Origin of the sequence: Shewanella sp. 10N.286.48.B5 (assembly GCF_002874355.2) — a bacterium.
GTDB lineage: Bacteria > Pseudomonadota > Gammaproteobacteria > Enterobacterales > Shewanellaceae > Shewanella.
Map to the genome: position 1 here is coordinate 3179141 of NZ_MCVG02000001.1, position 25381 is coordinate 3204521.

Sequence of the window (25381 nt, forward strand, 5' to 3'; positions counted from 1 at the left end):
ATTCAGGAGCCCCCTTTAATAACCATTCCAGTGCGTTATTTTTAACAGCGCTAAACACAAAAAAAGCCAGCTTATTTAAATAAGCTGGCTTTTTGTCAAAATTCAATAATGCGTTAAGCACTTTATAAACGCTTTTCTATCAGCGCTTTTCTATCAGCGCTTTTCGATTAAGAGCACGAACAAAGTGATTCGTTTTCGTTACAACACTGTCATTGCGACTAATTAAGCCGCTTCTGTCTCAGTTTTTTCAGACTCAAGCTCAACTTGCTCAGCCGCTGACATGTCAGCTTCACTGTGTCTAATCAGATAATCAAAGGCACCGAGTGAGGCAGTCGCGCCGCTACCCATGGCAATAATGATTTGTTTATAGGCTGAGTTAGTGACATCACCTGCGGCAAATACCCCTGGTATGGAAGTTTGGCCTTTGCCATCAACAATAATTTCACCACGATTAGTTAACTCTACAGTGTCTTTTAACCATTCAGTATTTGGCACTAAACCAATTTGAACGAAAATCCCTTCAAGCGCGACATTATGCGATTCGTTAGTACTGCGATCGGTATAAGTGAGCCCGGTAACGCGTTTGCCATCACCTAGCACTTCTGTGGTCATCGCTTCAGTGATGATGGTGATATTACCCATTGAGTTGGCTTTGCGCTGCAAAACTTCATCAGCGCGAAGGCTAGTATCAAACTCAAGTACAGTAACGTGCTCAACGATATTCGCTAAATCGATAGCCGCTTCAATACCAGAATTACCGCCGCCAATCACAGCGACGCGCTTACCTTTAAATAACGGCCCATCACAATGTGGGCAATAGGCTACGCCGCTGCCGCGGTATTCTTGCTCACCAGGGACGTTCATTTCACGCCAGCGCGCGCCGGTTGCTAACAATATGGTCTTACTTGATAAAATCGCGCCGCTTTCAAGTTCGATTTCAAAACGCTCACCTGATTTAAGGGATAGCGCCCGTTGGTTGTCCATGACATCAACATCGTAATCTTTCACGTGAGCTTCAAGATTGGCAACTAATTTTGGCCCTTCGGTTTTTGACACTGAGATAAAGTTTTCAATGCCGACAGTTTCTGCCACTTGACCGCCAAACTTATCAGCCACTATGCCAGTGCGCAGGCCTTTACGCGCCGCGTAAATGGCAGCAGATGCGCCTGCAGGGCCACCACCAACCACTAATACATCAAAGCTTTGTTTATTATTTAGTTGTTCTGCTTGTCGTGCTACAGCATTGACGTCTAACTTATTTAAAATTTCTACTACGCTAATGGCGCCAACAGAAAATGGCTCGCCATTCATATATACCGTCGGTACTGACATGATATTACGGTCATTAATCTCATCTTGGAATAATGCACCATCAATCATCACGTTAGTAATATTGGGGTTAATCGCTGCCATCATATTCAGTGCTTGTACCACTTCAGGACATGTCTGACAGCTTAGTGATACGTAGGTTTCAAACTTAAACTCACCGGGCAGATCTTTAATTTGCCCAATAACCTCATCGGTTAATTTAATTGGGTGGCCACCTGAGTGCAGTAGTGCCAACACTAACGAGGTAAATTCATGGCCCATAGGTAAACCAGCAAAGCTAATGTTGCTACCAAGTTCTGGGTTAATGATACTCATTGATGGGGTTCGGATCCCTTGCTGCTCTTTAAGGCTTACAAGGTTTGATAAGCCAACAATATCATTGGCTAAAGAGCTCAATTCTTTTGCTTTCGGGCTATCGTCTGCTGACACGACAAGTTCAACTGGTCGTTTAAGGTTTTGCAGATAAGTCTTCAGTTGATTTTTAATATTCGCATCTAACATACGTGTGCTCCTAGTATTGAAGTTGAGCCAAAAAAAAGCCTAATTCATAAATGCTAAACCCATTTAGCATTAACAAAGAACCAGGCAGATTGGAGTGTGATGAAACTTAGCTGAACCGTGGATGAGGCGACTCAGCTATTGGAGAGAATTAACGCCAGTGGTTTAGATTTTACCTACTAGGTCAATTGATGGTGCTAATGTGTCTTCACCTGGCTGCCATGCTGCTGGACATACTTCGCCGTCATGTGATGCAACATATTGTGCTGCTTGAATTTTACGAACTAATTCAGCTGCGCTACGGCCAATACCTAGGTCATGAATTTCAGCAACTTTGACTTCGCCTTCCGGGTTCATTACGAACGTACCACGAAGTGCTAAACCGTCTTCTTCAATCATCACACCGAAGTTGCGAGTAATTGCGCCAGTTGGGTCACCAATCATTGGGTAGTTAATTTTACCGATAGTGTCTGAACTTGAGTGCCATGCTTTATGAGTGAAGTGGGTATCTGTTGATACTGAGTAAACTTCAACACCCATTTCTTGTAACTTAGCGTAATGGTCTGCCATGTCGCCTAATTCAGTAGGACATACAAAAGTAAAATCAGCTGGATAGAAAAATACTACTGACCATTTGCCCAGTAAATCTTGTTCAGTTACTGAAACAAAGTCACCATTGTGAAAAGCAGTTGCAGAAAATGGCTTGATAGTTGAATTAATAATTGATTGAGTCATGGGTGTGCTCCGTTATATTTAAAGTAAATTCTAATTTAGTGTGTAGCTGTATCTGTTTGATGGAATAGATAATAGCGACAAGTTAGAATTAAATATAACGGGTAAAAACTATCACCCTAATCGATTTTTTAGAAAGTGAACACTAAATAAACCTTGCCAATCGAAATGCTCGATAAGCGAGCATTCGTTGGTGTAAAGGTGAGCAATGGCTATTAATTAAAGCAAAAAATAAACAATTAGCAGGATAGCCAAACTGTTGAGGCAAAGGCTGTCATTAATCGGTTGCTTGTTCGTTCGTTAGTTATTAGTACTAGCACCGCAAGTGCCACTATCATTTGCTAACAGCTATTCCCATTGAGTGAAACGTGTCAGTGAACGTCTTGTTGGATAGCCAGGCTGTTGAGGCAAAGGCTGTCATTAATCGGTTGCTTGTTCGTTCGTTAGTTATTAGTACTAGCACCGCAAGTGCCTCTATCATTTGCTAACAGCTATTCCCATTGAGTGAAACGTGTCAGTGAACGTCTTGTTGGATAGCCAGGCTGTTGAGGCAAAGGCTCTCATTAATCGGTTGCTTGTTAGTTAGTTATTAGTACTAGCACCGCAAGTGCCACTATCATTTGCTAACAGCTATTCCCATTGAGTGAAACGTGTCAGTGAACGCCCTACTGGGTAATCAAGCTGTTGCGATAATTGCTGCAACTGCTGTTTGTTATAAGCTGAGCTAAAAGAATGTGGCTGCTTACTGGCGTAAACCACCCAATTTCCCCCTCCTGTTAAAGTGGCATAAACATTGGCAAAGTGCGCTGATAACACTTGCTTTAGCAGCTCACTTTTACTGTGCTCTTTCCAGCAGTTAAGCACTAAAAAACCTTCCGCTTTAAGGCCTTTATGACAAGTGCCAATGAACTCGCTGGTTAATTGCTTTTCATCAACCCCTTGCTCGATATACATATCAGCAAAAATAATATCCACTTTTTTGTGTTCAGCTCTGGCTAAAAATGTGCCGCCATCATCAAGTTCAATTTTAAGCTTTTTGCCAATAGGCAATTGAAAATAGCGTTTAGCAATCTCAATCACATCAGCGCGCAACTCAACTGCAGTCAGCTTAATCCCGGCATCAAAACGTCTAAGTGCATGCACCAGCCCGCCGCCACCAAGGCCAAATATGATGGCACTTTTAGGTTTGCTAAATAGCAGTACCGCTAGCATGGCCTGAACATAGGTATGCTGAGGGATATGGGGCGCCGCTTTCAGTATTTTACTCTGCTCGTCATTGTCACCAAAAGATAACACGCGAAAATCGCCATCATCTAATACATAGATGGGGCCGATATCGTCACTGACATGGTGTAACTGCTGGTACTCTGACATGGAGTTCTCATGGTTTATAGGCAGGATATTCGGCGAAATTATACCGCATAAATAGATCTTTTAAGCAGTTTTTATTGCCCCTAAAACCCCAACATTTAGCTCACCAATCGTTAAAAACAACCAAGCAATAGCAACAGTTAGCCAACCTGCACACAGTAAACAAACTAGTTCAACATTTCAGATACTTAGCCATAAATAACCCAACACACTGACGTGACAGCCATCACATACTCCAAGGGAGAAATGCCTATAATCCGCAGCTGATAAAAAAATAAGAGATTGATGAAATGAAAAAGAAGTTTTTAGCAACTGCTGCAATGATCGTAACTTGTAGCCAACTATCTGGCTGTATGGGACAAATGGCCACAAGCCAAATGGTCACTAAGTTAAATTTAGATACTGTCGACAACCGTTATGGTCGTGCGGGTTTATTCGCATTATTGTCGCCAGTTTATGGTTTAGCAGCTACAGCTGATCTTTTTGTATTTAACAGCATTGAGTTCTGGACCGGGACTAACCCATTAACAGATAAAGAAGCGGTAGTTGATTTACCAACTGATGCTATTTTTAAAATGAATAAGCACGTTAGCGACGACTTTAAAACGGCGCCAGTTAAACTATCAAGTGCACAAATTAGTCAACAGGATGAGCGCACTCTGGTGATGACCTTGGCTTATGAAGATGGCTCTAAGCAAGAGTTGATTGGCAGTAAAGGCGAAGAGCATATCGATTTTTATCTTGATGACATGCTAGTGGCTCAAGTAAGCCTTGCTGAATTAGCGCAATATCAACAAGCGGCTTAAGCCATAATTCATTTGCGATTATGTCGTGAATTAATAAGCCCTGAGTATCACTCAGGGCTTATTTTTTTACTGATCCTAACAAGGTTTTACTTTAAGGTGCGCTGAAAAAAGCTCACCGCTTGCAAATACATTTGCAGTGCTAATGCCGCATCATAACGCTCGCCTTCATCACGCATAAAGGCATGCTGAGCATTCACCTCTAACCAGCTAAAGTTGGTATCAAGCTGCTCTAACTTTTGATAAATGGCTTTTCGGCCTGCTTTAGATACATGAGGATCTTGCTTGCCAAAGACTAATACCAGCTCACCATTAATATCACCACAGCGAGTTAATGAATCGTTCTCTGGCTCACAGGGCAAGGTATTTGAATGGATATCTGTGGGATATAAGCAAAAAGCACCGCTGATATCGGGGTTTAACGCTGCACGAAAAGCCAAATGGCCACCTATGCACACGCCCATCGCGCCCACTTTACAGCTGCAATATGCTTGGCTACGGGCAAAGTCGATAATCGCCTGAGTATCGCTATCATGTTGCTCTAAGGGCTTAGCAAATTTATCAGCATTGCCCTTATCTTTACCCACATCGTCATACTCAAGCACAGTGCCTAGCGGATTCAGTTCATGAAACACTTCTGGCACTAACACCACAAAACCATGTCCGGCTAAGATGGCTGCACTTCTGGCAATAGGCGCAGTTTGTTGAAAAATCTCAGAGTAGAATATGATACTGGCAAATTGCCCAGGGGCATCTGGGCGATATACATAAGTCCGCATATCACCTGTTGGGGTTTCAATATCGTGGACTTCTTTGGTAATGATCATATTGCTGATTCCTTGTTAAGTAACCTAAGCTTGGGTTAAGTCGATTTTTCTCAATCCTTTACAAACTCGAGCGACAACGGCACTAGTTGGTGAGTTCATTTACGCAGCGCTGACCATCAAGCAAGTCGGTGACATTTTGCAAGGTCGTTTGGGCAATCGCATTAAGCGCTTCAACGGTTAAGAACGCCTGATGTCCGGTAAAAATAACATTATGGCAAGCAGAAAGCCTTCTAAAGACATCATCTTGAATAATTTCATTAGAGTTATCTTGGAAAAACAGCTCTTTTTCATTTTCATAAACATCTAACGCCAATGAACCAATTTTACCGGTTTTTAACGCTTCCATGGCATCAATGGCATTGAGCAAGCCACCACGACTGGTATTAACTACCATCACCCCAGGCTTCATTTTTTCAAATGTCTTAGCAGATAACAGGTGATGATTTTCAGGTGTTAATGGACAATGTAAACTAATTACATCACATTGAGGATAGAGTGCTTCTAAGTCAATATACTCAACGCCTAATGCCTCAACTGCAGGATTAGGGTACGGATCGTAAGCCACCACTTTACAGCCAAAGCCTTGCAATATTTTGATGGTAGCAAGACCAATTTTACCGGTGCCAATCACTCCAACGGTCTTACCTTGCATATTAAAGCCCACCAGGCCAGTTAAGGCAAAATTCGCGTCTCTAGTACGTTGGTAAGCTTTATGAATTTTACGGTTTAGGGTTAACATTAAGGCAATGGTATGTTCAGCCACAGACTCTGGCGAATAGGCAGGCACATTAACCACTGTGATACCTAAGCGCTTAGCGGCATCTAAATCAACATTATTAAAGCCTGCACAGCGCATGGCGATAATCTTAGTACCGCCATTGGCAAGCTCAACCAATACCTCTTCACATAGGGAGTCATTGACAAAAGCACAAACCACTTCAAAACCATCAGCCAGTTTTACTGTTTGCATACAAAGTCGATAATCGAAATATTCAATCTCTGCGTTAAAGCCTGTATTCATGGCATCAAAATGCTGAATATCGTAGTGCTTAGCACTAAAGAACCCGATTTTCATCCTTAACTCCTGTGTTGTTTATTTGGCTCATTAAAAATGGATTGCCCGACTTTACCTATGTCAGTGCAATTGAGCGTTTGGTTAAAGCATAACAATAATTGAGTTTTTGCTACAGATCGCTGAACATTTTAGATCTTCTTGTTAAGCTGAGACATTACTCACAGGAATATGTGTATAGACATGTCAAAAAAGCAGCAGCAAGCAGTTTCAGAAGTTCAGTTTTGGATTCAACGTCTAGGAAAAACCAGCCTGAGAGCATTACATATTGTTGGTGTAGTCGGCGCTGGCGGTGGCATTCTTCTTGGCTTAGAGCAACCACTTTGGCTCAATTACTGGATCTTAGCCATGGTCAGTGGACTTGCATTATTGTCATGGGAAGTCATCAGAGATTGGCGCTGGCTTATCCAGCTAAAAGGAGTACTGACTATTTTTAAAGTACTGCTATTACTGCTGTTTATCCCTATGGCCAACTGGAAACCTGAAATTACTATTTTTATCATCCTATTATCTGTCATCGTATCCCATGGCCCTGCGGGTTTAAGACATTATTCAGTGGTTCATAGAAAAGTAATACATGGCAAAAAGGAAATAAAAGGTTAACCTAGGGTTACAACACATCAAACTTAAGGTTAACAAATGTTCCCTTACCCAGAACAATATCGATTAGCAACACCGCCTTTAACCACAAGTTTTATGGTTTTTTGGGCTTTACTCAGCCACAGTATTTTTGCTGATGCGAGCCCATTTGCACTCTACCCTTTAATGGCGTTATTTCCGCTAGTGGTGTTCAGTCATGTGTTTTTAATTTGGAACGCCCAAGGGTTATCGCGCTTAGATCAAGGTTTTTATGCCTTAGTCCATATTCCGCTAGCCTTTGTGGTGTGGACATTCACCATCATGCACGTTAACGGCAATGCATTTTCATAAAAGCTTTTTAATAAACCATTAGTTCAAGTTTTGTATAAAAGCTATAACCCTCTTAAATAGGCTCAGATGACTTGCACTCACGCCAAGGGATAGGTATCTTTGCCGCGCATTCTCTATTAAGGCTAGGCGCAACACATGGCAGACTTTATCTATACTCCCCCAACCGATCCTTGGTTAGATATTATTCATGAAGATAAAGATATTATCGTTTTGAATAAGCCATCTGGATTGCTGTCTATTCCTGGCCGCCAAGCCCAATATCATGACAGCATCTATAGCCGAGTGCTTGAACGCTTTCCTAATTCACACATTGTCCATCGACTTGATATGGCTACCTCAGGGGTCATTGTAGTGGCGTTAAGGCGTAACGCTGAGCGTGAACTGAAACGGCAATTTCGCGATCGTGAAACCGCCAAAACATACTATGCCAGAGTCGCAGGCCATGTCAGTCCGGCCGTTAAGCAAGTTGATTATCCCTTAATTTGTGACTGGCCTAATAGACCAAAACAGAAAGTCGATCACCTTGTGGGGAAACCGTCTTTAACCCATGTTGAAGTGGTAAGCTATGGGAAAAAATCAACACTGGTTAAGCTAACGCCTATTACAGGGCGGTCCCATCAACTTAGAGTACATATGATGGCAATTGGCCACCCAATTTTAGGTGATGGCTTTTATGCTGATCCTTGGGCCAAAAGTCTATCAAACAGGCTGTTATTGCACGCAGCTGAATTAACCATAAAGCATCCTTACCATCAAACGCCATTAACCTTTAATGCTGAAGTGCCGTTTATAACGCCCTTAGATACACAATAATATCAGTCACAATTGACGATAAGTGCTTAGTAAAAAACTAATCATGAGAACTTTTTGATAGCCAATTATCACATTTATCCGTAAATTAATGTCTAATTATAATTTAATTAGGCATTTTACTATGGAAACTCCATTTCAGCGTGACCAGCTAGATAACCAAATCCTAGAAGCATTAATGCAAGAGGCCAGAACCCCATTTGCAGAGCTGGCAAAGCGTTTTGCAGTAAGTGCCGGCACCATTCATGTACGAGTGGAAAAAATGAAGCAAGCCGGCATTATCACTGGCGCGCGCATTACAGTAGACCCCAAAGCTCTAGGTTATGACGTTTGCTGTTTTATTGGGATTAACTTAAAAAGTGCCGGCGATTACCCTGCCGCGATCTCCAAACTCAATGCCCTTGAAGAAGTGGTAGAAGCCTATTACACCACGGGTAATTACAGTGTTTTTGTCAAAGTGATGTGCCAATCAATCGATGGCTTACAGCACGTGTTAATTAACCGCATTCAATCAATCGATGAAATTCAATCGACAGAAACCTTGATAAGCCTGCAAAATCCTATCGTTCGCGGTGTTAAGCCTTAAGCACTGAATTGTCGATACAAAAATGCCCAGCAATTGCTGGGCATTTTTGTCAGTTAATCTGGCGATAGACTAATGGTTTATCACCACTGTTGATAGGAAGTAGCCTAATACTGTTGCGGTACTCACCCCAATAAATCCAGGCACAATAAAGCTGTGATTTAGGACGTACTTACCAATATTAGTGGTACCAGAGCGGTCAAAACTGATTGCCGCTAAATCACTTGGATAAAACGGGAAAAAGAAATAAGCATAACAGGCTGGAATAACCCCAATCAGCACAGGGGCAGGAATGCCTAATGCAAAGCCCAGCGGAAACATAATGGTTAGCACGGCTGCCTGACTTTTTAAGAATATTGATGCCATAAACATCGCAATGGCAAACGACCAAGGGTAAGCACTAACTAAATCACTCAATGAGCTCACTAAGTAACTCTTATGGTGGCCAATAATGGTGTCACTTAACCATGCGATACCAAAGATAATCACCACCGCCGTCATACCGGCTGTAAACACATTGCTGCTAACGATTTTTTGCGGCGAGACTTTTGTTGCCAGTAAAATAATGGCGCCAACGGATAGCATCATAAACTGAATGGCTACCGACATTTTTACGCCTTCAGGCAGTAATTCTTTGCTGAACATTGCCAACATGATCACAGATAAAATACCGCCTAAAAACAGCATTAAGCCTCTTTTCGCTATGGTATCGGTATGGGCTTGATCATCCGTTTCAATTTCTGGGTCAATTAAGTTGTTTTTAAACTCGTCATCTTTTAAACGCGCTTGAAAGTCTTCATCTTTATCAAGATCTTTACCGCGATTTAAGCTCCAAGCACAACCTGCTAATACGCCCACTAAAGTCGCCGGGATAGTGACAGATAAAACATTGATTAAGCTAATATCAAGATGATTATCCATTGCCGTTGCCATAACCACTGCGGCGGCTGCGGCAATTGGGCTGGCTGTAATGCCCATTTGTGATGCCACGGTAGCCATTGCTAAAGGACGCTCAGGGCGGATACCTTTTTTATAGGCCACGTCATAAATAACCGGTAATAATGGATAAACCGAATGACCCGTACCCACTAACACAGTTAATGAATAAGTACATAATGGTCCTAAAAAGGTAATTTGATTGGGGTGTTTTCTTAATAGTTTTTCAGCATACTTAACCAATAATTTCAGGCCACCAGTTGCTTCTAACGTCGCTGATGCCGCGACAACCGCTAAAATAATTAACATCACGCTGACAGGCGGTGAACCGGGGGCGACTCCGAAAGCAAACGCTAATACGGAAACCCCTAAGCCTCCTAATAACCCAAATGCGACCCCGCCATGACGGATCCCCACAAAGATCACTGCAAGCAATAACAACATGTGAACATAAAGCATTAGCCAATCTCCTTAGCAAAACCCTATCGTTTTCGAACCTGACTTGGGACAACTAAGCCATTAGCTAACTCAACAACAGCGTTAATTATCGACAAAATCATATCGATACAATTTCAAAATATGTTTCAATTATCTGAATTTATAGCTTAAATTTTAGTTATCTTTCTTACTTAGCCACATACAAGGTTATACATGAAAAATCATCCTCAAAAGTGGGCTAAAAAACAATAAAGTGACAAAGCGCATACAATCCCATAACTATCTTTCATATTTGTGATCTACCAATAATTAAGTCATATGTGATATGGCACCTCGATTCAAAAATTAATTCGATTGCAGTTTCCCAGAGCCTATTTAAGCCAAAACATTGCCAGCAAAAAACCAGTGATAAAACCAGTTCTACCCTGGTAAAAAATACATAACTCTTCTAAGCGATATGAAAATAGCAACGATTTTATTCAGTAACGATTCAGCTAGCTCGCACTATGGTGACCTCAACAGCAAAAAAACACTGTGAGAAATTATTAATAGTGATTATTTACACTTGGAGTAAAAAATGATAACGAAGCATCTTGTTCTAGCGGGTTTAATCTCATCAGTAATGTCAGTTCCAGCCATGGCATCAGATTGGTTTGTGGGTGGCGCAGCAGGTTATCAGCAAGATACCTATAAAATGAAATCTAGTGCAGCAAGCAATCAGAGAAATATAGAAGAAGATATAAGCTACCAATTTAGAGTGGGTAACTACCTCAATGATAACAACCGTATATACGCCACCTACGGCTATAACTCTGATGATATAGCAAGACAACAAACCTTTTTATTATCATATGATTACCTTGTTAGCTTAGGTGACAGTAATAAAATGAACTGGTTTGTTGGTGCAACTGCAGGTATGACGCATAACGGGATTAAAGACAGTGGCTTTGACTCTAAAAATACCTTTGTATGGGGCGGTCAAGCAGGTTTGATGTATAACATTAATAACAGCTGGTCTACTGAAGTGGGTTACCGCTATTTAAAACAAGATTATGATGTAAACGCATCTAACGGGGCGAATAGTGCCAGCTACTCATTAAATGATACACAGCAAGTGTATTTGGCTATTGATTATAAGTTCTAAGCTTAACGCCAATTTAAAGTCTCTATAGCCGATGAAACAAATAAGGATGCCTTGGCATCCTTTTTCATTAGCTGAAAATAAGAACACTATTATTCAACTTTATTTACGCGATCGCATCCATTCCACATAGGTCACGATTGAAAGGATTAAAGACTCAGAGCTTGTCTGAGCAATCACCCCAATAATAACTAACCTTGCTAAGTTTCATCGCTGACGAAATCAGTTCGCCCGAGTATCAGAATAGTTTTACAACATTCCTGTTTATCTAAAAAACTGCGATTAACTGCAGAGTAATGTCATTTTATGCCTATACTCAATACAAAGACATTAATTAAGGATGATTATGAAGGGTATTATTTTTTCTGAGTTTTTAGAACTTGTTGAAAGCACATTTGGTTTAGAAGTATGCCAAGAAATACTTGATGAAAATGCAGATGAAGGAGTGTATACCTCCGCTGGCACCTACGATCATAAGGATTTAGTAAAACTGATTATCTCTTTGAGTAAAATAACAGGTATCAGTATTGAAGAATTACAGGCTGTATATGGTAAATCAGTATTCACTAATTTACTAGACAGTATGCCAGAGCTTAAAATTAACTCGAGCTCGACTTTTCAATTTATTACCCAAGTCGAAGAATATATTCATCTTGAAGTTAAAAAGCTTTACGGCGATGCAAAGCCACCCAAGTTTGACCTTATTTCAAGCAGTGAATATGACATGGTGTTAGATTATATTTCTGCCCGTTGTTTTTCTCATGTTTGTTTTGGCCTCATTGAAGGCTGCGCTGAATATTATAATGAAAAAATTGATATCCAAATGAAACCGATTCAAGCGGACGGTTCTCAGGTTCGCTTTACATTGACCAAAGTTTAGGCTTTATAAATGGATAGTGAAAAAACAATAGAACTGCTTAAGAAAAAGATTCAACGAGAAACTAAAATTCGCAAAGCAGCTGAATCGCTATTGGAAGAAAAAAGTACCGAACTGTATTTCGCAAAATTACTTGTGGAAGACTCTTTAGTTGTTGCAAAAAAACAAGCTGAACAAGATGAACAACTGCTGATCTTCATCAATAAATTAGAATCCACCCTGTCACATTATAACTCGCAGTTATTACAAGTCCCTCCCAGTGAGCAGGTGATCCAACAATTACTTGAAGATCTGATGGATACTGCCAGTATTAAAGCAATCCGGCTGTCTTCCAGCTTGGATATATTAGAAAATGAACACTTACAATCCGGTGAAGCAACCACCTTTGATGAGTTTCCAACCCCGAAAAATAACTTCCAATGGAATCAAGATAAAACCGAGCTAGTAGTATATCTGCAATTTGGACCTAAAAAAGTGGGCCGATTACATTTTATTTTCCGTACCAGCCCTCAAGAAAGCTGGCATCGCGTGATTGAAAAACAGTACTGTTTAATTGCCGATATGATAAGTGCCTCTTTTCAGCGCCAATTATTACTTAACAAAACCATTAAGGAAAAAATAAGAGCGGAACACTCTGAAAAGTCGACCCGTGACTTTGTGGCAATGATTAACCATGAATTAAGAACCCCCTTAAATGGCTTACTTGGGGCAGCGGAGCTCATGGAGGACACCTCTATTACCAGCTACCAAAAAAAATTACTCATGAGCGTACATCAAGCGGGAGAAATGCTTCGAGTTATTATTAATGACTTACTTGATATCAGCAAAATGAACGCTGGTATGCTTGAGTTGAAATTAGCCACTTTCAGCCCGCAAACCCTAATTGATACCATAGAACAAATTTTTACTGAGAAAATCAAAGCCAAGGGACTGACATTCAGTTGCGAAAATGACCAATCAATACCTACCACCCTGCTTGGGGATGCAGACAGGATTAAACAAATCCTAATTAACCTAATCGGCAATTCAGTTAAATTTACCAATCAAGGATCGATTCATCTACACACATCATGGCAAGACACGTCATTGATTTTTATTATCTCTGACACTGGCTGCGGCATCCCCCAAAATAAGCAAGCAAGCTTATTTGAGCCCTTCACCCAAGTCGATAACTCTAGCCAAAGAAAGTTTGAAGGAACAGGTTTAGGGCTATCCATTTGTAAGCAGTTGATTGAATTGATGAATGGTGAGGTCAGCTTCGTCAGTACCCTTGATAAAGGGACAGAGTTTACCGTTAAGCTTCCCCTTGAACTTGCCGTAGAAAAAAACCAAAGTGTTATTGAGGTAAACAGGAATACTCACAGTATCAATCATCTACGCATTTTAGCCGTAGAAGACATCAAGACCAATCAAGTTATTTTAGGGATGATGCTAGATAAATTTAGCATTAACTATCAGTTCGCTGATAATGGAGAACTAGCCCTTGAAGTCTTAAAAAATAATGAATTTGATATCATTTTAATGGATTGCCGTATGCCCATTTTAGATGGATTTCAAACAACAAAGTACTTACGTAAACAGGGTTATACTAAACCGATAATTGCACTAACGGCTGGCACAACATCCACTGAAGTCGCTGAGTGCGTTGAATCAGGCATGAATGACATTTTACACAAACCTTATAAACTTAAAGAGTTGGAGGCCGCGTTAAAAAAATGGAGCTATGGGCTACAACACTATGATATTTAGCTTTCGAAGCTAGCGCTTTAGCGGGTAATTGTGTCTCATACAACAAAGCAATGAACGCAATGAACGAAATGAACGAAATGAACGAAATCAACACAATTACTATTAGGAAATTAAACCTGGCTTGGTAAATTTCAAGCACAAAAAAACCGACTTACGTCGGTTTTATCCTCAAAGAGGAGATGGTACCAGCGGTCGGACTCGAACCGACACGTCTTTCGACAGGGGATTTTGAATCCCCCATGTATACCAATTTCATCACGCTGGCATCATATTGTAGTCAATCAAGCTTGGCTCAATTGAGTGACGGAATTATACCTAGGCCAATGACAATGGCAAGCCCTTTCATAAGCAAAATGATCAAATCAATCTCAATAGCTTAAATCTCATTCAAGTAGAGTAAATTTGCGCTAATCGACATTAATTAATCTTCCCCATTAAAAAGCACTGACTTTATTGATCAAGATCATAAATGTTAAAAAATGAAAATAGTATGTTAAAGCTAGTTTTACAATGAAAGGATAATGATTATGGCTTTTTGGTTAGATTTAATGTTTGGTAACGCAATCGGATTGCTGTCAATGATTGTTATCTTCTGCACCATGGGGATCATGTCTTACATGATGTGGATGTTTATTGTGAAATCTGCTCCTAAGGAATAGTTACTACCCTCCTTCTATAATTTTTGTTATTTGTTATTTGTTTCTTTAGGGGGCTTTCGCCCCCATTTTTATGTTTATTAAACCTAATTTTTAGATTACGCGGCATGCTTTCTAGATTGCACTAGACCATTTACAAACTGTGGTCGCGCTTTAATAAGGTGATTAAGCTCTTCCTTACTTGGCTCGCCTGCGGGTAATCTCAATACTTCACGATTTAAATACAAACGCGCTTTCATTGAAATTTTATACTCAGCAGTCGGTCCTTGAATAGCATAGTGACGCTCATTACCCACTAACTCTAAAATATTACTGTCCACTAGACCTTTAACTGCCAATTCGTTTTGCGGTAGCGCCAAAATTGTCGCTCCCTGTAAAAAGAACTCTCGCAGTAACGCTCGCTCAGCGGGATCGAGTAACTTAACTTTGGCTTCTATGGTTTCAACAGCGCGTTTTTCTTTTAAAATCCCAATCGACTCGTCAACCACAAAGGTGAATAATTGGCTTAAGAAAAAAGCGGCACCAACAATGAGCCCTAAGCCAATAAAATGGCCATAATCTGACACCAGAGCCGACAAAGAAAGCGTCTCAAGCACGTGCTGAGGTGCAACTAATAATACCGCACAAGCGATCACTAACCACAGCATAGTGCTGACTAAAACGCGTTTGATATTCACTAAATTTACAGCCTTTAATTTCATTTTCATCATCATGCTATCCACAGTGTCAGATTTTTGAATCTAGACTTAGTAAAGCAATTTCAATGCCAATAAAATGAGAAATGAATAAAAGCAGTTAACGCAATGACTTATTTAGAGGGAAGAGCAAACAACGGCAGTTAGGCGCATCAAATAAGCTGTTTAATGCGCCATGAAGATCGAAACTAAGCTATAGGTTAAATGAGATTGATAAGCTAAACGTTAAGCTTAAAAATATTGGCATTCTGTATACATTATTTGGCTGCCAATTTGGCTAATACTCGACTTGCAGCAATAAAACCAAAAGTGCCAGTAACCATAGTCACTGCGCCAAAGCCTGACGCACAATCCATTCTCATACTGCCATCGGCGCTATTTTTAGTACTGCAGACGCTACCATCATTTTGAGGATATACCAGTTGTTGCGTTGAAAACACTGCGTCAACGGCAAACCTGCGGGCAACATTTTTTGAAAAGTTATATTCTCTACGCAAAATGTTTCTGACTTTCGCTAATAATGGGTCTTGATAGGTTTTAGCTAAATCGGTTAACTGAATTTGAGTGGGATCGGTTTGACCTCCCGCGCCACCTACGGTGACAATTTTCAGCTTATTTCTTTTACACCATGCAATTAACGCCGCTTTTTGTTTGACGGCATCAATACAGTCAACCACATAATCAATCGCTAACGGACTGGCTTTACTACCCAGATGCTCCGCCAAATTATCGACAGTGATAAAGTCTTCGACTTCATTCACCACGCACTCAGGATTAATTTCAATAATTCGCTGCGCCATTACTTCAACTTTGGACTGGCCGATGGTGGATGCAATTGCGTGAGATTGACGATTGGTATTAGTGACACATATGTCATCTAAATCAATCAGTGTTATTTGCCCTATACCACTTCGAGCCAGCGATTCAGCGACCCAAGTCCCTACCCCACCAATACCGATGATCACGACATGTGCATTAGCAAAGTTTTCCAATGCCGCTTGACCGTATAGTCGACCTATACCACCAAAACGATTTAAGTATGATTCAGACAACATGTATTGCTCTTTAAACTCTCAATGTGGGGGCGGTATTTTATACGAAATCAACGCAGATCTGAATGTATTCCTCAATTAAACCTTAGTTAAACCCTAGTTACACACTGAAACACCTATTACCTAAACCCGCAACATGCAGCAAAAACAAAGAAAGCCAGTTAACCGCACCAATAAAACTGTTAACTACGATTTAAGTCATTGTAAATCATAATGATACGTATAAATTAAATCCAACCTAAAGTGACATAGATCACACTTTGGCATGGGCTTTTTGTGGCAATATCCTCCACAGAACAGGAATTACTATGAATAACGATAAGGTTGATAACCCAGTCGTTATTTTCTATCAATATCAGCAAGCATAGCTGATAAAAATCAAGCCCTTACCAAAGGAAGATTAAGATGATGAAAAAAAACCTGATCACTGCAGCTATTTTATCTTGCACTGCAATGACCTCTTTTACTGCTCTAGCTGATGGCCCAAATTTTTATGGCCGCGCCGATCTTGCAATCACTAACTCTAGTGAAGGTATTGCAACTCAAAACCAAAAAGATGGCACTGTAATTGAGAACAACTTTTCATGGTTAGGTGTTAAAGGTTCTGAAAAAATCAGTGATGACGTAGAAATCTTATATCAAATGGAGTTCGGCGTTTCTAACTTTGATAACTCTGGTAATACTTTTGCTGCTCGTAACAGCTTTTTAGGTATTAAAACAGTTGCAGGTACTGCATTAGTGGGTCGTAACGACACTGTGTTCAAAGCAGCAGAAGGTGGATTTGATTTATTTGGTAACAGTAACTCTGATATCGATTTATTAGTTGTTGGTCAAAACCGTGAAGCTGATGGCATTAGCTATTACTCACCAAAAATTGCAGATTTAGTGACATTAAATGCGACTTATTTAATGGATGATAATCACGAATCAACTAGCAGTTCTATGTATGCATTAAGCGCAACTGTTGGTGATAAAGCATTTAAAACACATAACTTTTATGCAGCTGCAGCATACCAAGATGGTATCAGCGATGTAGAAGCATACCGTGGTGTAGTACAAGCTAAATTTGGTGACTTTATTGTTGGCGGTTTATACCAAAACAGTAAAAGCCAAAAAGCTGAACTAGCTCATCTTGAAGGTGATAGCTACTACGTAAACCTAGCTTACCTAATGGGTAACCTAAAGCTTAAAGCCGCTTACGGTTATGATGATTCAGGTCTTGGTAAGTACGCTAGCCGTTTTGCTAATGATACTTCTAGCTTAGAAAACATGAGCGATTTCGAAATCAACCAGTTCAGTGTTGGTGCAGATTACCGCGTTAGCCCAAGTACCTTAGTATATGGTCACTACACTAAGTATGATGGCGACATGGTACTAAACCAAACTAGCCAAAGCTTAAATGACGATATCGTGACTGTGGGTTTACGCTACGATTTCTAACTCATCACAGCGACTTATTAACGGCTTAATCATCGTTTTTAAGCGTTAATTTATCTACCGATATGATGATTAAAAACGGTCTATTTAGGCCGTTTTTTTTGTTTTAGTCATTAGAGGTTGATTTTAATGACCTAATAGCTAAAAAAACTGCAATAACAACACTTCAAAGCTCCCACTTAAGCAATCCCTAAACCTGATGTAGATCTCATAAATTACTGGGCTAGCGCATTTTTAATTAGATGTGAACCTCTCTAAATAGGTATAACGCTATAAAAGTGTTAACCAAAACCCAAATACACAGCATTTATCACATCTTTTACACACCAATCTCACCTCAAAACAAAAAACTTGATCTAGACCACAACTTTTTAACGATAAACCTGTAAATATTGCAACAAGTTTGTTACGCAGAGTGTTCTGCGAAAAATACCACTAAAACAATCCCATATAAATGGGGATAGAACATCATGTTCTAAAGGGAGTATGAAAGATGAAAAAGACATTATTATCTGCATCAGTTGTATCGGTTTTAACCCTCACTTCGTTCGCTGCGCTAGCCGACGGTCCTGATTTTTACGGTCGCTTAGATTTATCTATCACCAACTCCGAAACCGGCGCAACCCTGCAAGGCGGCACTAACGGTGTAACCCTAGGTGAAAGTGGCACTTACATTGAAAATAACTTCTCGCTATTGGGTGTGAAGGGCAGTGAAAAAATTACTGATGGCGTTGAAGTGCTATACCAAATGGAATTTCAGGTAGAGAACACGTCTGGCAAAGGTGATGTTTTCAAAGCGCGTAACACCTACTTAGGAATTAAAACTGAAGGCGGCTCAGTGCTAGTCGGCCGTAACGATACCGTATTTAAAGCTGCTGAAGGTGGTGTGGATATTTTTGGTAACACCAATGCCGATATGGATCGTTTAGTTGGCGGCCAAACCCGTAGTGCCGATGGTTTTTGGTACTATTCACCGCTGATTGCTGACATGTTTACCATTAATGCCACTTATTTAATGGAAGATAATCAAGCCTCTGATGACTCTCAATATGCCTTAAGCGTGACCTTTGGTGACAAAGGCCTTAAAAAACACAATTACTATGTTGCTGGTGCTTATAACAAAGCCATTGGTGGTATTGATGCATACCGCGCAGTAGCACAATTTAAAGCCGGCGATTTTAAAATTGGTGGTTTATTCCAAAACTCAGAAAGTGTGACTAATTCAGATCAAGACGGCAATACTTACTTTATTAATCTAGCTTACAACTTAAATGGCGTAAACTTGAAAGTAGAGTACGGTGCTGATGAAGCAGGTTTTGGTAACTACTACAAAAATCTAGGTGAAGCAGGCGCAGATGATGTCAATGTGCAAAATATCACTATTGGTGCTGATTATCGCGTTGCTAAATCAACCTTAGTGTTTGCCCATTACGCTATGTATGAAGGTGATTACACCATGGCTAATGCTAAGACAGATCTTGAAGACGATAATGTCTTCAGTGTTGGTATGCGTTACGACTTCTAACAACGAGTTAGTCTACAACTGAAAAGCGACCTGATGGTCGCTTTTTTATTGTCTGCAGCTCACTAAAACAATAGAAAAAAATTTATTAAGACTTGCGGGTTAACAAATAAGCCGCTTCATTTAGCCAAGAGACATTCTTATTTAAAAATCGAGGGTTATCCGCTAGTACATCAGCGCACTCGAGTAATTCAATCTCGAAATATGGCGCCAGGTATTGTTCAATCCACTGCGGGCTCACCGCAAATGGCGGGCCATTAAGCTCGGCTTGTGGGTAATCTAAGGTAATCAATAACCCTTTAACTTTAGCCGGAATTAACTTGGCAAGCTGTTGTGCATATTGCTGGCGCATTTGCTCTGGCCAAGCAATTAAGGCGGCGCGATCGTAAAAAGCCTGAATCGACTTTGTCGCCGTTAATGGTAGGGTAAAAATATCACCTTGAATAAGGGTTACTTGATCAGCACAAAAAAATTGATGCTCAGCTTGCGAAGTCATGCTCACAGGCAAATTATTGTCGCTAAAAAAGTCCTCAACAGCGGTTTGGCTTAGCTCACAGCCAACAACATCATGGCCTTGCTCTGCAAGGTAACACATGTCTAATGACTTGCCACATAAAGGTACAAACACCTCTGCGCTGTTATCGACGGCAAGTGTAGACCAATACTTTACTAAAAATGGATTCACTTGCGGCTGATGAAAACCGATTTGTTGTAACTGCCACTTCTCATGCCAAAAACTCGCTTCCATGTAGATAAACTCAAGTCAGTAAATAATGCGTCTAACTCTAATCACTCTAAAAGTGAGATGCAACACTAAAAAGCTTAAACCCGTAAACCACAGTTTGAACCCGACAAACGACAACTTTGATTGACTAAACCTAAGCTATAAAGCAACAGTAATGGCAATGTCTGCTACTCTTGTTCAGCTTTACCTTGAAGCACATGCTGAACTTTTTTAAGCCACTTGCAGTTATCACATTGACAATTACGACGTGATAAATGATGTGGGCTCAAATTCGAGTCAATAAAGTCCACCGCAATCAACAACTGTTGTTTCAGATCTTCCACTGATTTTTTCTCAAGGGCCACCAGTTCATCATTATGATTCATCCAAATGCACTCTTCGCCCTGATGACAAGTAGTACATTGCTCATCACTGGCATTATAAAACACCGCATGTGGACAGTGAGTAACTTCCATCGACTGTAAAATACGTTGCCGTGGAAAAGGAAATAGTGAAATTAAATCCGCTTTGTTAATGGTAGGCATAAGCACTCCTTGATTAAACCGAATATTTTTACTTACTTAAATACTACCTACCTAACGCACAAAACAATTTGACTCACGTCAAAGTTTACAACAGCTAATTTTTACGATAGGTCGGTTTGAGATCTAGGTGAGGTTAATTTGCTTTATAAAGGCTAAAACAGAAAAAAAATCGGCTCAATCAATCCAATAGCTTGCCAGCAATGTGTAAATATGAGTTTATGAGATAAGCCAATACCAATACACTCAACAGGCACCTTGGTACATAGGAAGTTAATTTTGCAAACACCGCAGTTACAGCATTTTTATATCAATGAAGAGCAATCAGTTTACCTGCTCAAGGCTGAAGATGCCCGTAAGCATCGAGCCTGGATCCGTTTATGTAAACAGCAACTAAGCAAGCTTGGTTATCATGATATCGAGTTTATCGGCAAAGGTGCCTATGGCTTTGTGTTTGCGGGTATCAATGATATTAGCCAATCCCATGTGTTTAAGTTTTCCCGCATTACCCTGCCACGAAGCGTGCAAGATAGACTTGAAGAAGAAGCCTTCATGCTCAGTCAATTAGTGCACCCTAATGTCCCTAACGCCATCAAATTTGAGCGGGTCGGCAAGCAAGGCATTATGGTCATGGAGCGAGCCAAAGGTGAAGATCTCGATAAAATCTGTCACCGAATGGGGACGTTACCCATAGCCATGATCATCAGCATTGCACGGCAATTGGCCAATTTATTGTACTACCTGCGCACAGGTAAATGCTTAGTCCATGGCGATATTAAGCCATCAAATTTAGTGTATGACATTGAAAACGACCATTTATCACTCATTGATTGGGGCTCGGCGGTGTTTGCCCAACGTGATGAGCATAATAACTCGGTTGAAGACAATGTGATGTCCTTGATGTCGAGCGATCAACAACACACCAACGCCAGAATGGGCGATGTGTACTTTATCGGTGAAGATCAGCTTAATGGGGCGTTATCCAGTCCAAGATTTGATGAGCAAGGGGTGGCAGCCACCTTATACGCACTGGCATCAGGGCAAATTAGCCGCTTTGGCAGTAAAGTGATCACCGCCAGTAGTTTAGGTTTACCCATTGAGCTGGCCCGCACTTTAGATGGCATGCTTAGCGATGACCCCAGCAGACGTAATTTAGCCGGTGATTATTTTTTAAAGAGCATGCGCCACAATCACCGTATGCACTTGCCACACCTTGGGGCTCAGCCGTTAATTGAAGATATACCACTGTGGGTTTTACCAAAGCAAAAACAAGTCGAAACCGTGAGTTACAGTTCCAGAAAATCATTTTTAAAGGAACATAACACCCAAGACCCCATTACGAAGATGGATGATATTCAATTAGAAAAATATTACCGTAATTTTCTTGCGGGCATGGGTGACACTGAAAAAGGCTTTATTGCCGCAGTGGGTAAATTAGCCCAATACCCGATTGTGGGAGGCCTTGCCATTCATTGGCGTAAAAGCGGCGTCTATATCGACTCTAACCTTGCTATTTATGACCCCGACACTAAGGAAGTGTTAATCCAAGCGGTCAATAATATGGTGACCTTAGCCCGCGGCATTCGACGTATCGGGGTATTTAAAGCCTGCTTTTTTAACGCTAAAGACACCTTACATTTAGAGCGAAACAATCCATCTGAGCCATATAAAATGGTCAACGATGCGCAATTAAGTTTTGAAGTGGGTGATGTGCCCGCATCAGAAGGCCGTTCGCGGCTACATTCTTACTTTGAAGATGGTAAAGATCCTGAAGAGAACCTTGAGCTGCCCACCGAGATCATGACAGAACTGGGTTGGATAAACCAAATTCATCATACCGGCTGTATTATTTTTGAAGCCTTACCTAACCATCTAAAAATACACAGTTATTTGCGCTTATTAAACCCGAGAAAACAAGCAGCTTTTAGAGCTTCTCTGGATAGAATCTTATTTCATGCCAGTAAGATTCAAGGCCATGGGGTCTCAGGTTTTATGAAACTGCCTTATAAAAATACCCGTCAGTTTTCCCATATTGATCATAAAGCGGATCATTTTTACCCTAAAAATCCAAAGCAAATAGCAGAGTGATTATCTGCAGATGTCATCTCATCGGCTAAATTACTGCCAATAAAAAGCCCTGTTAGTCCGAGCATACCGGCTTAACAGGGCATTTTTAGCCACGCACTTATAACGAGCAGTTCATAGCAAAAAACTAAATTGGCGAACCCGGTGGCATCATTAGAGGTTTGGCAATAAAGCGATACTCCGCTGACTCAAGCCCTTTGGCTAAACCTTGCAATAACCATTCAAAATGGGCAGCTTGATAATTACTGGCGCGATTGCTACGGCGCTTTAATTGCTTCTCGGCATACGTTAAGCGCGCTAACAATTGCGCTTTTACTTCAGCTGAGGTGTTGTCGTTATGGTAGCTAGATAGTAACTCATCTAATACCACGGTATTGACACGCATCTGCACAGCTAACAACTGCCCACGCTGTAAATCTTGAAAAAGCGTTTTCGCCAATAACTTATCGATGAGACTCACCACAGATAACTGCTCTGAATCATCCATAAAGCCTTGATTGACACGGTTTAATCTTTCTGGAACTAATATTCGGCTTACCACATGGCGGCTCATCACCTCTGCCATTCCTATGGGGTCGGTTAACACCCCAATGCCAGAGTCAAAGCTTTCTCGGGTTTTGCGGTAATTACCTGCTTTAGGCACTAATAACTCAGTGACTTCAGTCGGTACTGCTAAGCTTTCAGCCGATAGTAGCGCTAATAAAGAGCTTAAGGCTTCAGTTTGTAACTTGGGCGATAAATAATGCCAGCGCTCAGCTGAGCCATGCTGCTGATAGCTATAATCACTGCCACCAATCCACTTCGCTGCGGCATCCACTTGAAAACGGGTCAGTAAGTAAATTGGCACAAACACATCGGCAAGTTCACCTAGTGGCTGCTCTTGCAGTAAGGCATTGGCATTAAACTGCTCAATTGCCTTGCGGCGCACTTGCTCTAATCGTGTTAGTTCTGCTGCTGCAGAGTTACCGTTATCCCATAAACTTGCATAGGCATGGCTTGCTGATGCTGAGCGGGAATCTGTTTCACCAATGTAACGCAATCCTGCTGTTCTGGCTTGTTTCACTAGCTCGTCAGCATTAGCTTTATCGCCATAGCCATAAGCAATAGTAAACTTGTCCCACTCACCAATGCCTTCAACGTATGGCGCTGAAATATCAACTTGATCCCCTTTAAGGGTAATGTTGGGATGGGGATAATCCATCACCGAAGCATTGTCATTGGTTGAGGCGGCAAAGTTATGATCTAGCCCCAAGGTATGGCCAATCTCGTGAGCTGACAATTGGCGTATACGCGCCAATGCTAAGGCCATTGATGCCTCAGCAGCGGCATCTCGGTCTTGCCAACCTGCGGTTAAACCGCGAGCAATAAGGTGGTCTTGTTTAACCCGCAAACTCCCAAGGGTGACATGGCCTTTAATGATCTCACCGGTGCGCGGATCTTTAATTGACGCGCCATAAGACCAGCCGCGAGTCGCACGATGCACCCATTGGATCATGTTATAACGAATATCTTGTGGGTCGGCATCTTCTGGTAATATCTCCAGCTTAAAACCATTAATAAAGCCTGCTTCATTAAAGGCTTCTTCCCACCAGCGGCCACCATCGAGTAATGCTGAGCGAATAGGCTCTGGCACGCCAGGATCAAGATAATAAGTAATCGGTTTAACCACTTCACTAGGAGCAATACCTGGGGTGACTTTTTCAAGTCGATGACGTAAAAGATATTGTTTGCTTACTGGCGAGTCGATAGGCGCAGAGTAATCAAAATACTCATCTGATAAATAACCACTCATCGGCTGATAAGCGCGGGGCTGATAACCCGCTTCTGGCAAGGCCACAAAAGAGTAGCGCATTCGCACTGAAACAAACTTGCCATCTGGAGTCACCTGCTTAACAAATTCGCCAGCTTTAGCGCTATTGAAAGTCAGTAAAACATCGACATCGGCATTTTGCTCAAATGACTTAACTCCTTGGGGTAAGATAACTGAGCGGGATTTATCCAAGGTATAACTGCCTTGCTTAGTGTCAGCTAAACGCTGAGAAACCCCATGTAAATCATTAATCATTAGATCATTAACCGCAACTAGCGGCGTTTTACCTTCGACCACTTTACCGCGCCATAATACCGATTCAGCAAACGCCTCTTTGACCGCTAGCTGTTCCGCTGGGTTATCGCTTGATGCCCGATAAAAGGTATTTAACTGTTTAAGCAGAATATAAGGACCGTGGCGCTCAAATTGCACCATGCGTGTTTGCCCGAGTTGGCCTCGGTCTAGGCCTATATCATTAGAACCAACGCCATGGGGTAAACTGCTGATCAGTAAAAAGGGCTCATTGAGTCGGTTTGCTTCTAAAAACAACTCCCCAGAGCTATTTTGGAAATAAAAGTTGATAAACCCTTGGGCTTTGTCACTTTGCTTTATCACTTTCTGCGCCGCTGAGGTCGCAGCGTAAGTCATAATTGGGGTTGCCATGAGTACTGGCGTTAATGCCATGACTGAAGCAAGCGCCATACTTTTACGATCCATTCAACACTCTCCCTTGTTGTTGTGCTCAGGTTAATTGTTATTATT

Annotated in this window: 23 protein-coding genes and 1 tRNA gene; 12 read left to right on the forward strand and 12 right to left on the reverse strand. The window is 41.2% G+C overall.

Going from position 1 to position 25381, the window contains the following annotated elements; all coding sequences use genetic code 11:
* Positions 1 to 222 precede the first annotated feature (222 nt).
* From ahpF to BCU57_RS13580, 3 genes are all read right to left on the reverse strand, one after another.
* Positions 223 to 1830: an alkyl hydroperoxide reductase subunit F gene (ahpF, locus tag BCU57_RS13570; RefSeq protein WP_102436702.1), complete on the reverse strand. Its 1608-nt coding sequence runs from the start codon at positions 1828 to 1830 to the stop codon at positions 223 to 225.
* Between the two features lie 162 nt (positions 1831 to 1992).
* A complete protein-coding gene (ahpC, locus tag BCU57_RS13575) occupies positions 1993 to 2562 on the reverse strand; it encodes an alkyl hydroperoxide reductase subunit C (RefSeq protein WP_076540540.1) in 570 nt (189 codons plus the stop codon).
* Positions 2563 to 3189: 627 nt separating this feature from the next.
* Complete coding sequence (locus tag BCU57_RS13580; RefSeq protein WP_102436700.1) at positions 3190 to 3933, reverse strand: spermidine synthase; 744 nt, start codon at positions 3931 to 3933, stop codon at positions 3190 to 3192.
* A gap of 287 nt (positions 3934 to 4220) precedes the next feature.
* Between BCU57_RS13580 and BCU57_RS13585 the strand changes: the two genes are divergently transcribed.
* Positions 4221 to 4736 carry a DUF3332 domain-containing protein gene (locus BCU57_RS13585; RefSeq protein WP_102436698.1) on the forward strand — a complete coding sequence of 172 codons (516 nt, stop codon included), beginning with the start codon at positions 4221 to 4223 and terminating at the stop codon, positions 4734 to 4736.
* A gap of 86 nt (positions 4737 to 4822) precedes the next feature.
* Here the strand turns inward: BCU57_RS13585 and BCU57_RS13590 are convergent, their stop codons facing one another.
* Both BCU57_RS13590 and BCU57_RS13595 read right to left on the reverse strand, forming a co-directional pair.
* Complete coding sequence (locus BCU57_RS13590) at positions 4823 to 5560, reverse strand: dienelactone hydrolase family protein (RefSeq protein WP_102436696.1); 738 nt, start codon at positions 5558 to 5560, stop codon at positions 4823 to 4825.
* Between the two features lie 82 nt (positions 5561 to 5642).
* Complete coding sequence (locus BCU57_RS13595) at positions 5643 to 6635, reverse strand: 2-hydroxyacid dehydrogenase (protein ID WP_102436694.1); 993 nt, start codon at positions 6633 to 6635, stop codon at positions 5643 to 5645.
* A 180-nt stretch (positions 6636 to 6815) separates the two neighbouring features.
* On the opposite strand from BCU57_RS13595, the gene BCU57_RS13600 reads away from it, so the two are divergent.
* From BCU57_RS13600 to asnC, 4 genes are all read left to right on the forward strand, one after another.
* Positions 6816 to 7235 (forward strand): hypothetical protein, encoded by a 420-nt coding sequence (locus BCU57_RS13600; protein WP_102436692.1) that lies wholly within the window; start codon positions 6816 to 6818, stop codon positions 7233 to 7235.
* 36 nt (positions 7236 to 7271) lie between these two features.
* Complete coding sequence (locus tag BCU57_RS13605) at positions 7272 to 7562, forward strand: hypothetical protein (protein WP_102436690.1); 291 nt, start codon at positions 7272 to 7274, stop codon at positions 7560 to 7562.
* Positions 7563 to 7697: 135 nt separating this feature from the next.
* Positions 7698 to 8375, forward strand: a complete 678-nt coding sequence (gene rluA / locus BCU57_RS13610; RefSeq protein ID WP_102436688.1) for a bifunctional tRNA pseudouridine(32) synthase/23S rRNA pseudouridine(746) synthase RluA — start codon at positions 7698 to 7700, stop codon at positions 8373 to 8375.
* Between the two features lie 121 nt (positions 8376 to 8496).
* On the forward strand, positions 8497 to 8958 hold the full coding sequence (gene asnC, locus BCU57_RS13615) for a transcriptional regulator AsnC (RefSeq protein ID WP_076540553.1): 462 nt from the start codon (positions 8497 to 8499) through the stop codon (positions 8956 to 8958).
* Positions 8959 to 9027: 69 nt separating this feature from the next.
* On the opposite strand, the gene BCU57_RS13620 is transcribed toward asnC, so the two are convergent.
* On the reverse strand, positions 9028 to 10350 hold the full coding sequence (locus BCU57_RS13620; protein ID WP_102436686.1) for an anaerobic C4-dicarboxylate transporter: 1323 nt from the start codon (positions 10348 to 10350) through the stop codon (positions 9028 to 9030).
* Positions 10351 to 10906: 556 nt separating this feature from the next.
* Here BCU57_RS13620 and BCU57_RS13625 point away from each other — a divergent pair.
* The 3 genes from BCU57_RS13625 to BCU57_RS13635 all read left to right on the forward strand — a co-directional run bounded on the left by BCU57_RS13625 (position 10907) and on the right by BCU57_RS13635 (position 14096).
* Positions 10907 to 11473 carry an outer membrane beta-barrel protein gene (locus tag BCU57_RS13625; protein ID WP_102436684.1) on the forward strand — a complete coding sequence of 189 codons (567 nt, stop codon included), beginning with the start codon at positions 10907 to 10909 and terminating at the stop codon, positions 11471 to 11473.
* A gap of 343 nt (positions 11474 to 11816) precedes the next feature.
* Positions 11817 to 12350 carry a heme NO-binding domain-containing protein gene (locus tag BCU57_RS13630; RefSeq protein WP_102436682.1) on the forward strand — a complete coding sequence of 178 codons (534 nt, stop codon included), beginning with the start codon at positions 11817 to 11819 and terminating at the stop codon, positions 12348 to 12350.
* A 9-nt stretch (positions 12351 to 12359) separates the two neighbouring features.
* The gene (locus BCU57_RS13635) at positions 12360 to 14096 is read left to right on the forward strand and encodes an ATP-binding protein (protein WP_102436680.1); all 1737 of its coding nucleotides are present in this window, start codon (positions 12360 to 12362) and stop codon (positions 14094 to 14096) included.
* Positions 14097 to 14276: 180 nt separating this feature from the next.
* Here the strand turns inward: BCU57_RS13635 and BCU57_RS13640 are convergent.
* Positions 14277 to 14361, reverse strand: a tRNA-Leu gene (locus BCU57_RS13640).
* Between the two features lie 262 nt (positions 14362 to 14623).
* Here BCU57_RS13640 and BCU57_RS13645 point away from each other — a divergent pair.
* Positions 14624 to 14755 (forward strand): DUF3149 domain-containing protein, encoded by a 132-nt coding sequence (locus BCU57_RS13645; RefSeq protein ID WP_076540587.1) that lies wholly within the window; start codon positions 14624 to 14626, stop codon positions 14753 to 14755.
* A 95-nt stretch (positions 14756 to 14850) separates the two neighbouring features.
* On the opposite strand, the gene BCU57_RS13650 is transcribed toward BCU57_RS13645, so the two are convergent.
* Both BCU57_RS13650 and tcdA read right to left on the reverse strand, forming a co-directional pair.
* The gene (locus BCU57_RS13650) at positions 14851 to 15462 is read right to left on the reverse strand and encodes a superinfection exclusion B family protein (protein ID WP_102436678.1); all 612 of its coding nucleotides are present in this window, start codon (positions 15460 to 15462) and stop codon (positions 14851 to 14853) included.
* A 242-nt stretch (positions 15463 to 15704) separates the two neighbouring features.
* Positions 15705 to 16499, reverse strand: coding sequence for a tRNA cyclic N6-threonylcarbamoyladenosine(37) synthase TcdA (gene tcdA, locus BCU57_RS13655; protein WP_102436769.1), 795 nt, complete (start codon positions 16497 to 16499; stop codon positions 15705 to 15707).
* Between the two features lie 408 nt (positions 16500 to 16907).
* Between tcdA and BCU57_RS13660 the strand changes: the two genes are divergently transcribed.
* Both BCU57_RS13660 and BCU57_RS13665 read left to right on the forward strand, forming a co-directional pair.
* Positions 16908 to 17939, forward strand: coding sequence for a porin (locus BCU57_RS13660; protein ID WP_102436767.1), 1032 nt, complete (start codon positions 16908 to 16910; stop codon positions 17937 to 17939).
* Positions 17940 to 18429: 490 nt separating this feature from the next.
* On the forward strand, positions 18430 to 19461 hold the full coding sequence (locus BCU57_RS13665; protein WP_102436676.1) for a porin: 1032 nt from the start codon (positions 18430 to 18432) through the stop codon (positions 19459 to 19461).
* Between the two features lie 85 nt (positions 19462 to 19546).
* Here the strand turns inward: BCU57_RS13665 and BCU57_RS13670 are convergent, their stop codons facing one another.
* Together BCU57_RS13670 and BCU57_RS13675 are read right to left on the reverse strand one after the other, a co-directional pair.
* Positions 19547 to 20206: a thiopurine S-methyltransferase gene (locus BCU57_RS13670; protein WP_102436674.1), complete on the reverse strand. Its 660-nt coding sequence runs from the start codon at positions 20204 to 20206 to the stop codon at positions 19547 to 19549.
* A 164-nt stretch (positions 20207 to 20370) separates the two neighbouring features.
* Positions 20371 to 20727 (reverse strand): hypothetical protein, encoded by a 357-nt coding sequence (locus BCU57_RS13675; RefSeq protein WP_076540594.1) that lies wholly within the window; start codon positions 20725 to 20727, stop codon positions 20371 to 20373.
* A 276-nt stretch (positions 20728 to 21003) separates the two neighbouring features.
* Between BCU57_RS13675 and BCU57_RS13680 the strand changes: the two genes are divergently transcribed.
* Positions 21004 to 22812 (forward strand): protein kinase domain-containing protein, encoded by a 1809-nt coding sequence (locus BCU57_RS13680; protein WP_102436672.1) that lies wholly within the window; start codon positions 21004 to 21006, stop codon positions 22810 to 22812.
* 124 nt (positions 22813 to 22936) lie between these two features.
* Here BCU57_RS13680 and BCU57_RS13685 read toward each other — a convergent pair whose 3' ends face one another.
* On the reverse strand, positions 22937 to 25336 hold the full coding sequence (locus tag BCU57_RS13685) for a zinc-dependent metalloprotease (protein WP_102436670.1): 2400 nt from the start codon (positions 25334 to 25336) through the stop codon (positions 22937 to 22939).
* Between the last annotated feature and the right edge of the window lie 45 nt (positions 25337 to 25381).

What these genes read in the sequence shown, in the direction of transcription:
- ahpF (WP_102436702.1), bottom strand. Translation starts at nt 1,830, where the DNA reads ATGTTAGATGCGAATATTAAAAATCAACTGAAGACTTATCTGCAAAAC.
- ahpC (WP_076540540.1), bottom strand. Translation starts at nt 2,562, where the DNA reads ATGACTCAATCAATTATTAATTCAACTATCAAGCCATTTTCTGCAACT.
- BCU57_RS13580 (WP_102436700.1), bottom strand. Translation starts at nt 3,933, where the DNA reads ATGTCAGAGTACCAGCAGTTACACCATGTCAGTGACGATATCGGCCCC.
- BCU57_RS13585 (WP_102436698.1), top strand. Translation starts at nt 4,221, where the DNA reads ATGAAAAAGAAGTTTTTAGCAACTGCTGCAATGATCGTAACTTGTAGC.
- BCU57_RS13590 (WP_102436696.1), bottom strand. Translation starts at nt 5,560, where the DNA reads ATGATCATTACCAAAGAAGTCCACGATATTGAAACCCCAACAGGTGAT.
- BCU57_RS13595 (WP_102436694.1), bottom strand. Translation starts at nt 6,635, where the DNA reads ATGAAAATCGGGTTCTTTAGTGCTAAGCACTACGATATTCAGCATTTT.
- BCU57_RS13600 (WP_102436692.1), top strand. Translation starts at nt 6,816, where the DNA reads ATGTCAAAAAAGCAGCAGCAAGCAGTTTCAGAAGTTCAGTTTTGGATT.
- BCU57_RS13605 (WP_102436690.1), top strand. Translation starts at nt 7,272, where the DNA reads ATGTTCCCTTACCCAGAACAATATCGATTAGCAACACCGCCTTTAACC.
- rluA (WP_102436688.1), top strand. Translation starts at nt 7,698, where the DNA reads ATGGCAGACTTTATCTATACTCCCCCAACCGATCCTTGGTTAGATATT.
- asnC (WP_076540553.1), top strand. Translation starts at nt 8,497, where the DNA reads ATGGAAACTCCATTTCAGCGTGACCAGCTAGATAACCAAATCCTAGAA.
- BCU57_RS13620 (WP_102436686.1), bottom strand. Translation starts at nt 10,350, where the DNA reads ATGCTTTATGTTCACATGTTGTTATTGCTTGCAGTGATCTTTGTGGGG.
- BCU57_RS13625 (WP_102436684.1), top strand. Translation starts at nt 10,907, where the DNA reads ATGATAACGAAGCATCTTGTTCTAGCGGGTTTAATCTCATCAGTAATG.
- BCU57_RS13630 (WP_102436682.1), top strand. Translation starts at nt 11,817, where the DNA reads ATGAAGGGTATTATTTTTTCTGAGTTTTTAGAACTTGTTGAAAGCACA.
- BCU57_RS13635 (WP_102436680.1), top strand. Translation starts at nt 12,360, where the DNA reads ATGGATAGTGAAAAAACAATAGAACTGCTTAAGAAAAAGATTCAACGA.
- BCU57_RS13645 (WP_076540587.1), top strand. Translation starts at nt 14,624, where the DNA reads ATGGCTTTTTGGTTAGATTTAATGTTTGGTAACGCAATCGGATTGCTG.
- BCU57_RS13650 (WP_102436678.1), bottom strand. Translation starts at nt 15,462, where the DNA reads ATGATGAAAATGAAATTAAAGGCTGTAAATTTAGTGAATATCAAACGC.
- BCU57_RS13660 (WP_102436767.1), top strand. Translation starts at nt 16,908, where the DNA reads ATGAAAAAAAACCTGATCACTGCAGCTATTTTATCTTGCACTGCAATG.
- BCU57_RS13665 (WP_102436676.1), top strand. Translation starts at nt 18,430, where the DNA reads ATGAAAAAGACATTATTATCTGCATCAGTTGTATCGGTTTTAACCCTC.
- BCU57_RS13670 (WP_102436674.1), bottom strand. Translation starts at nt 20,206, where the DNA reads ATGGAAGCGAGTTTTTGGCATGAGAAGTGGCAGTTACAACAAATCGGT.
- BCU57_RS13675 (WP_076540594.1), bottom strand. Translation starts at nt 20,727, where the DNA reads ATGCCTACCATTAACAAAGCGGATTTAATTTCACTATTTCCTTTTCCA.
- BCU57_RS13685 (WP_102436670.1), bottom strand. Translation starts at nt 25,336, where the DNA reads ATGGATCGTAAAAGTATGGCGCTTGCTTCAGTCATGGCATTAACGCCA.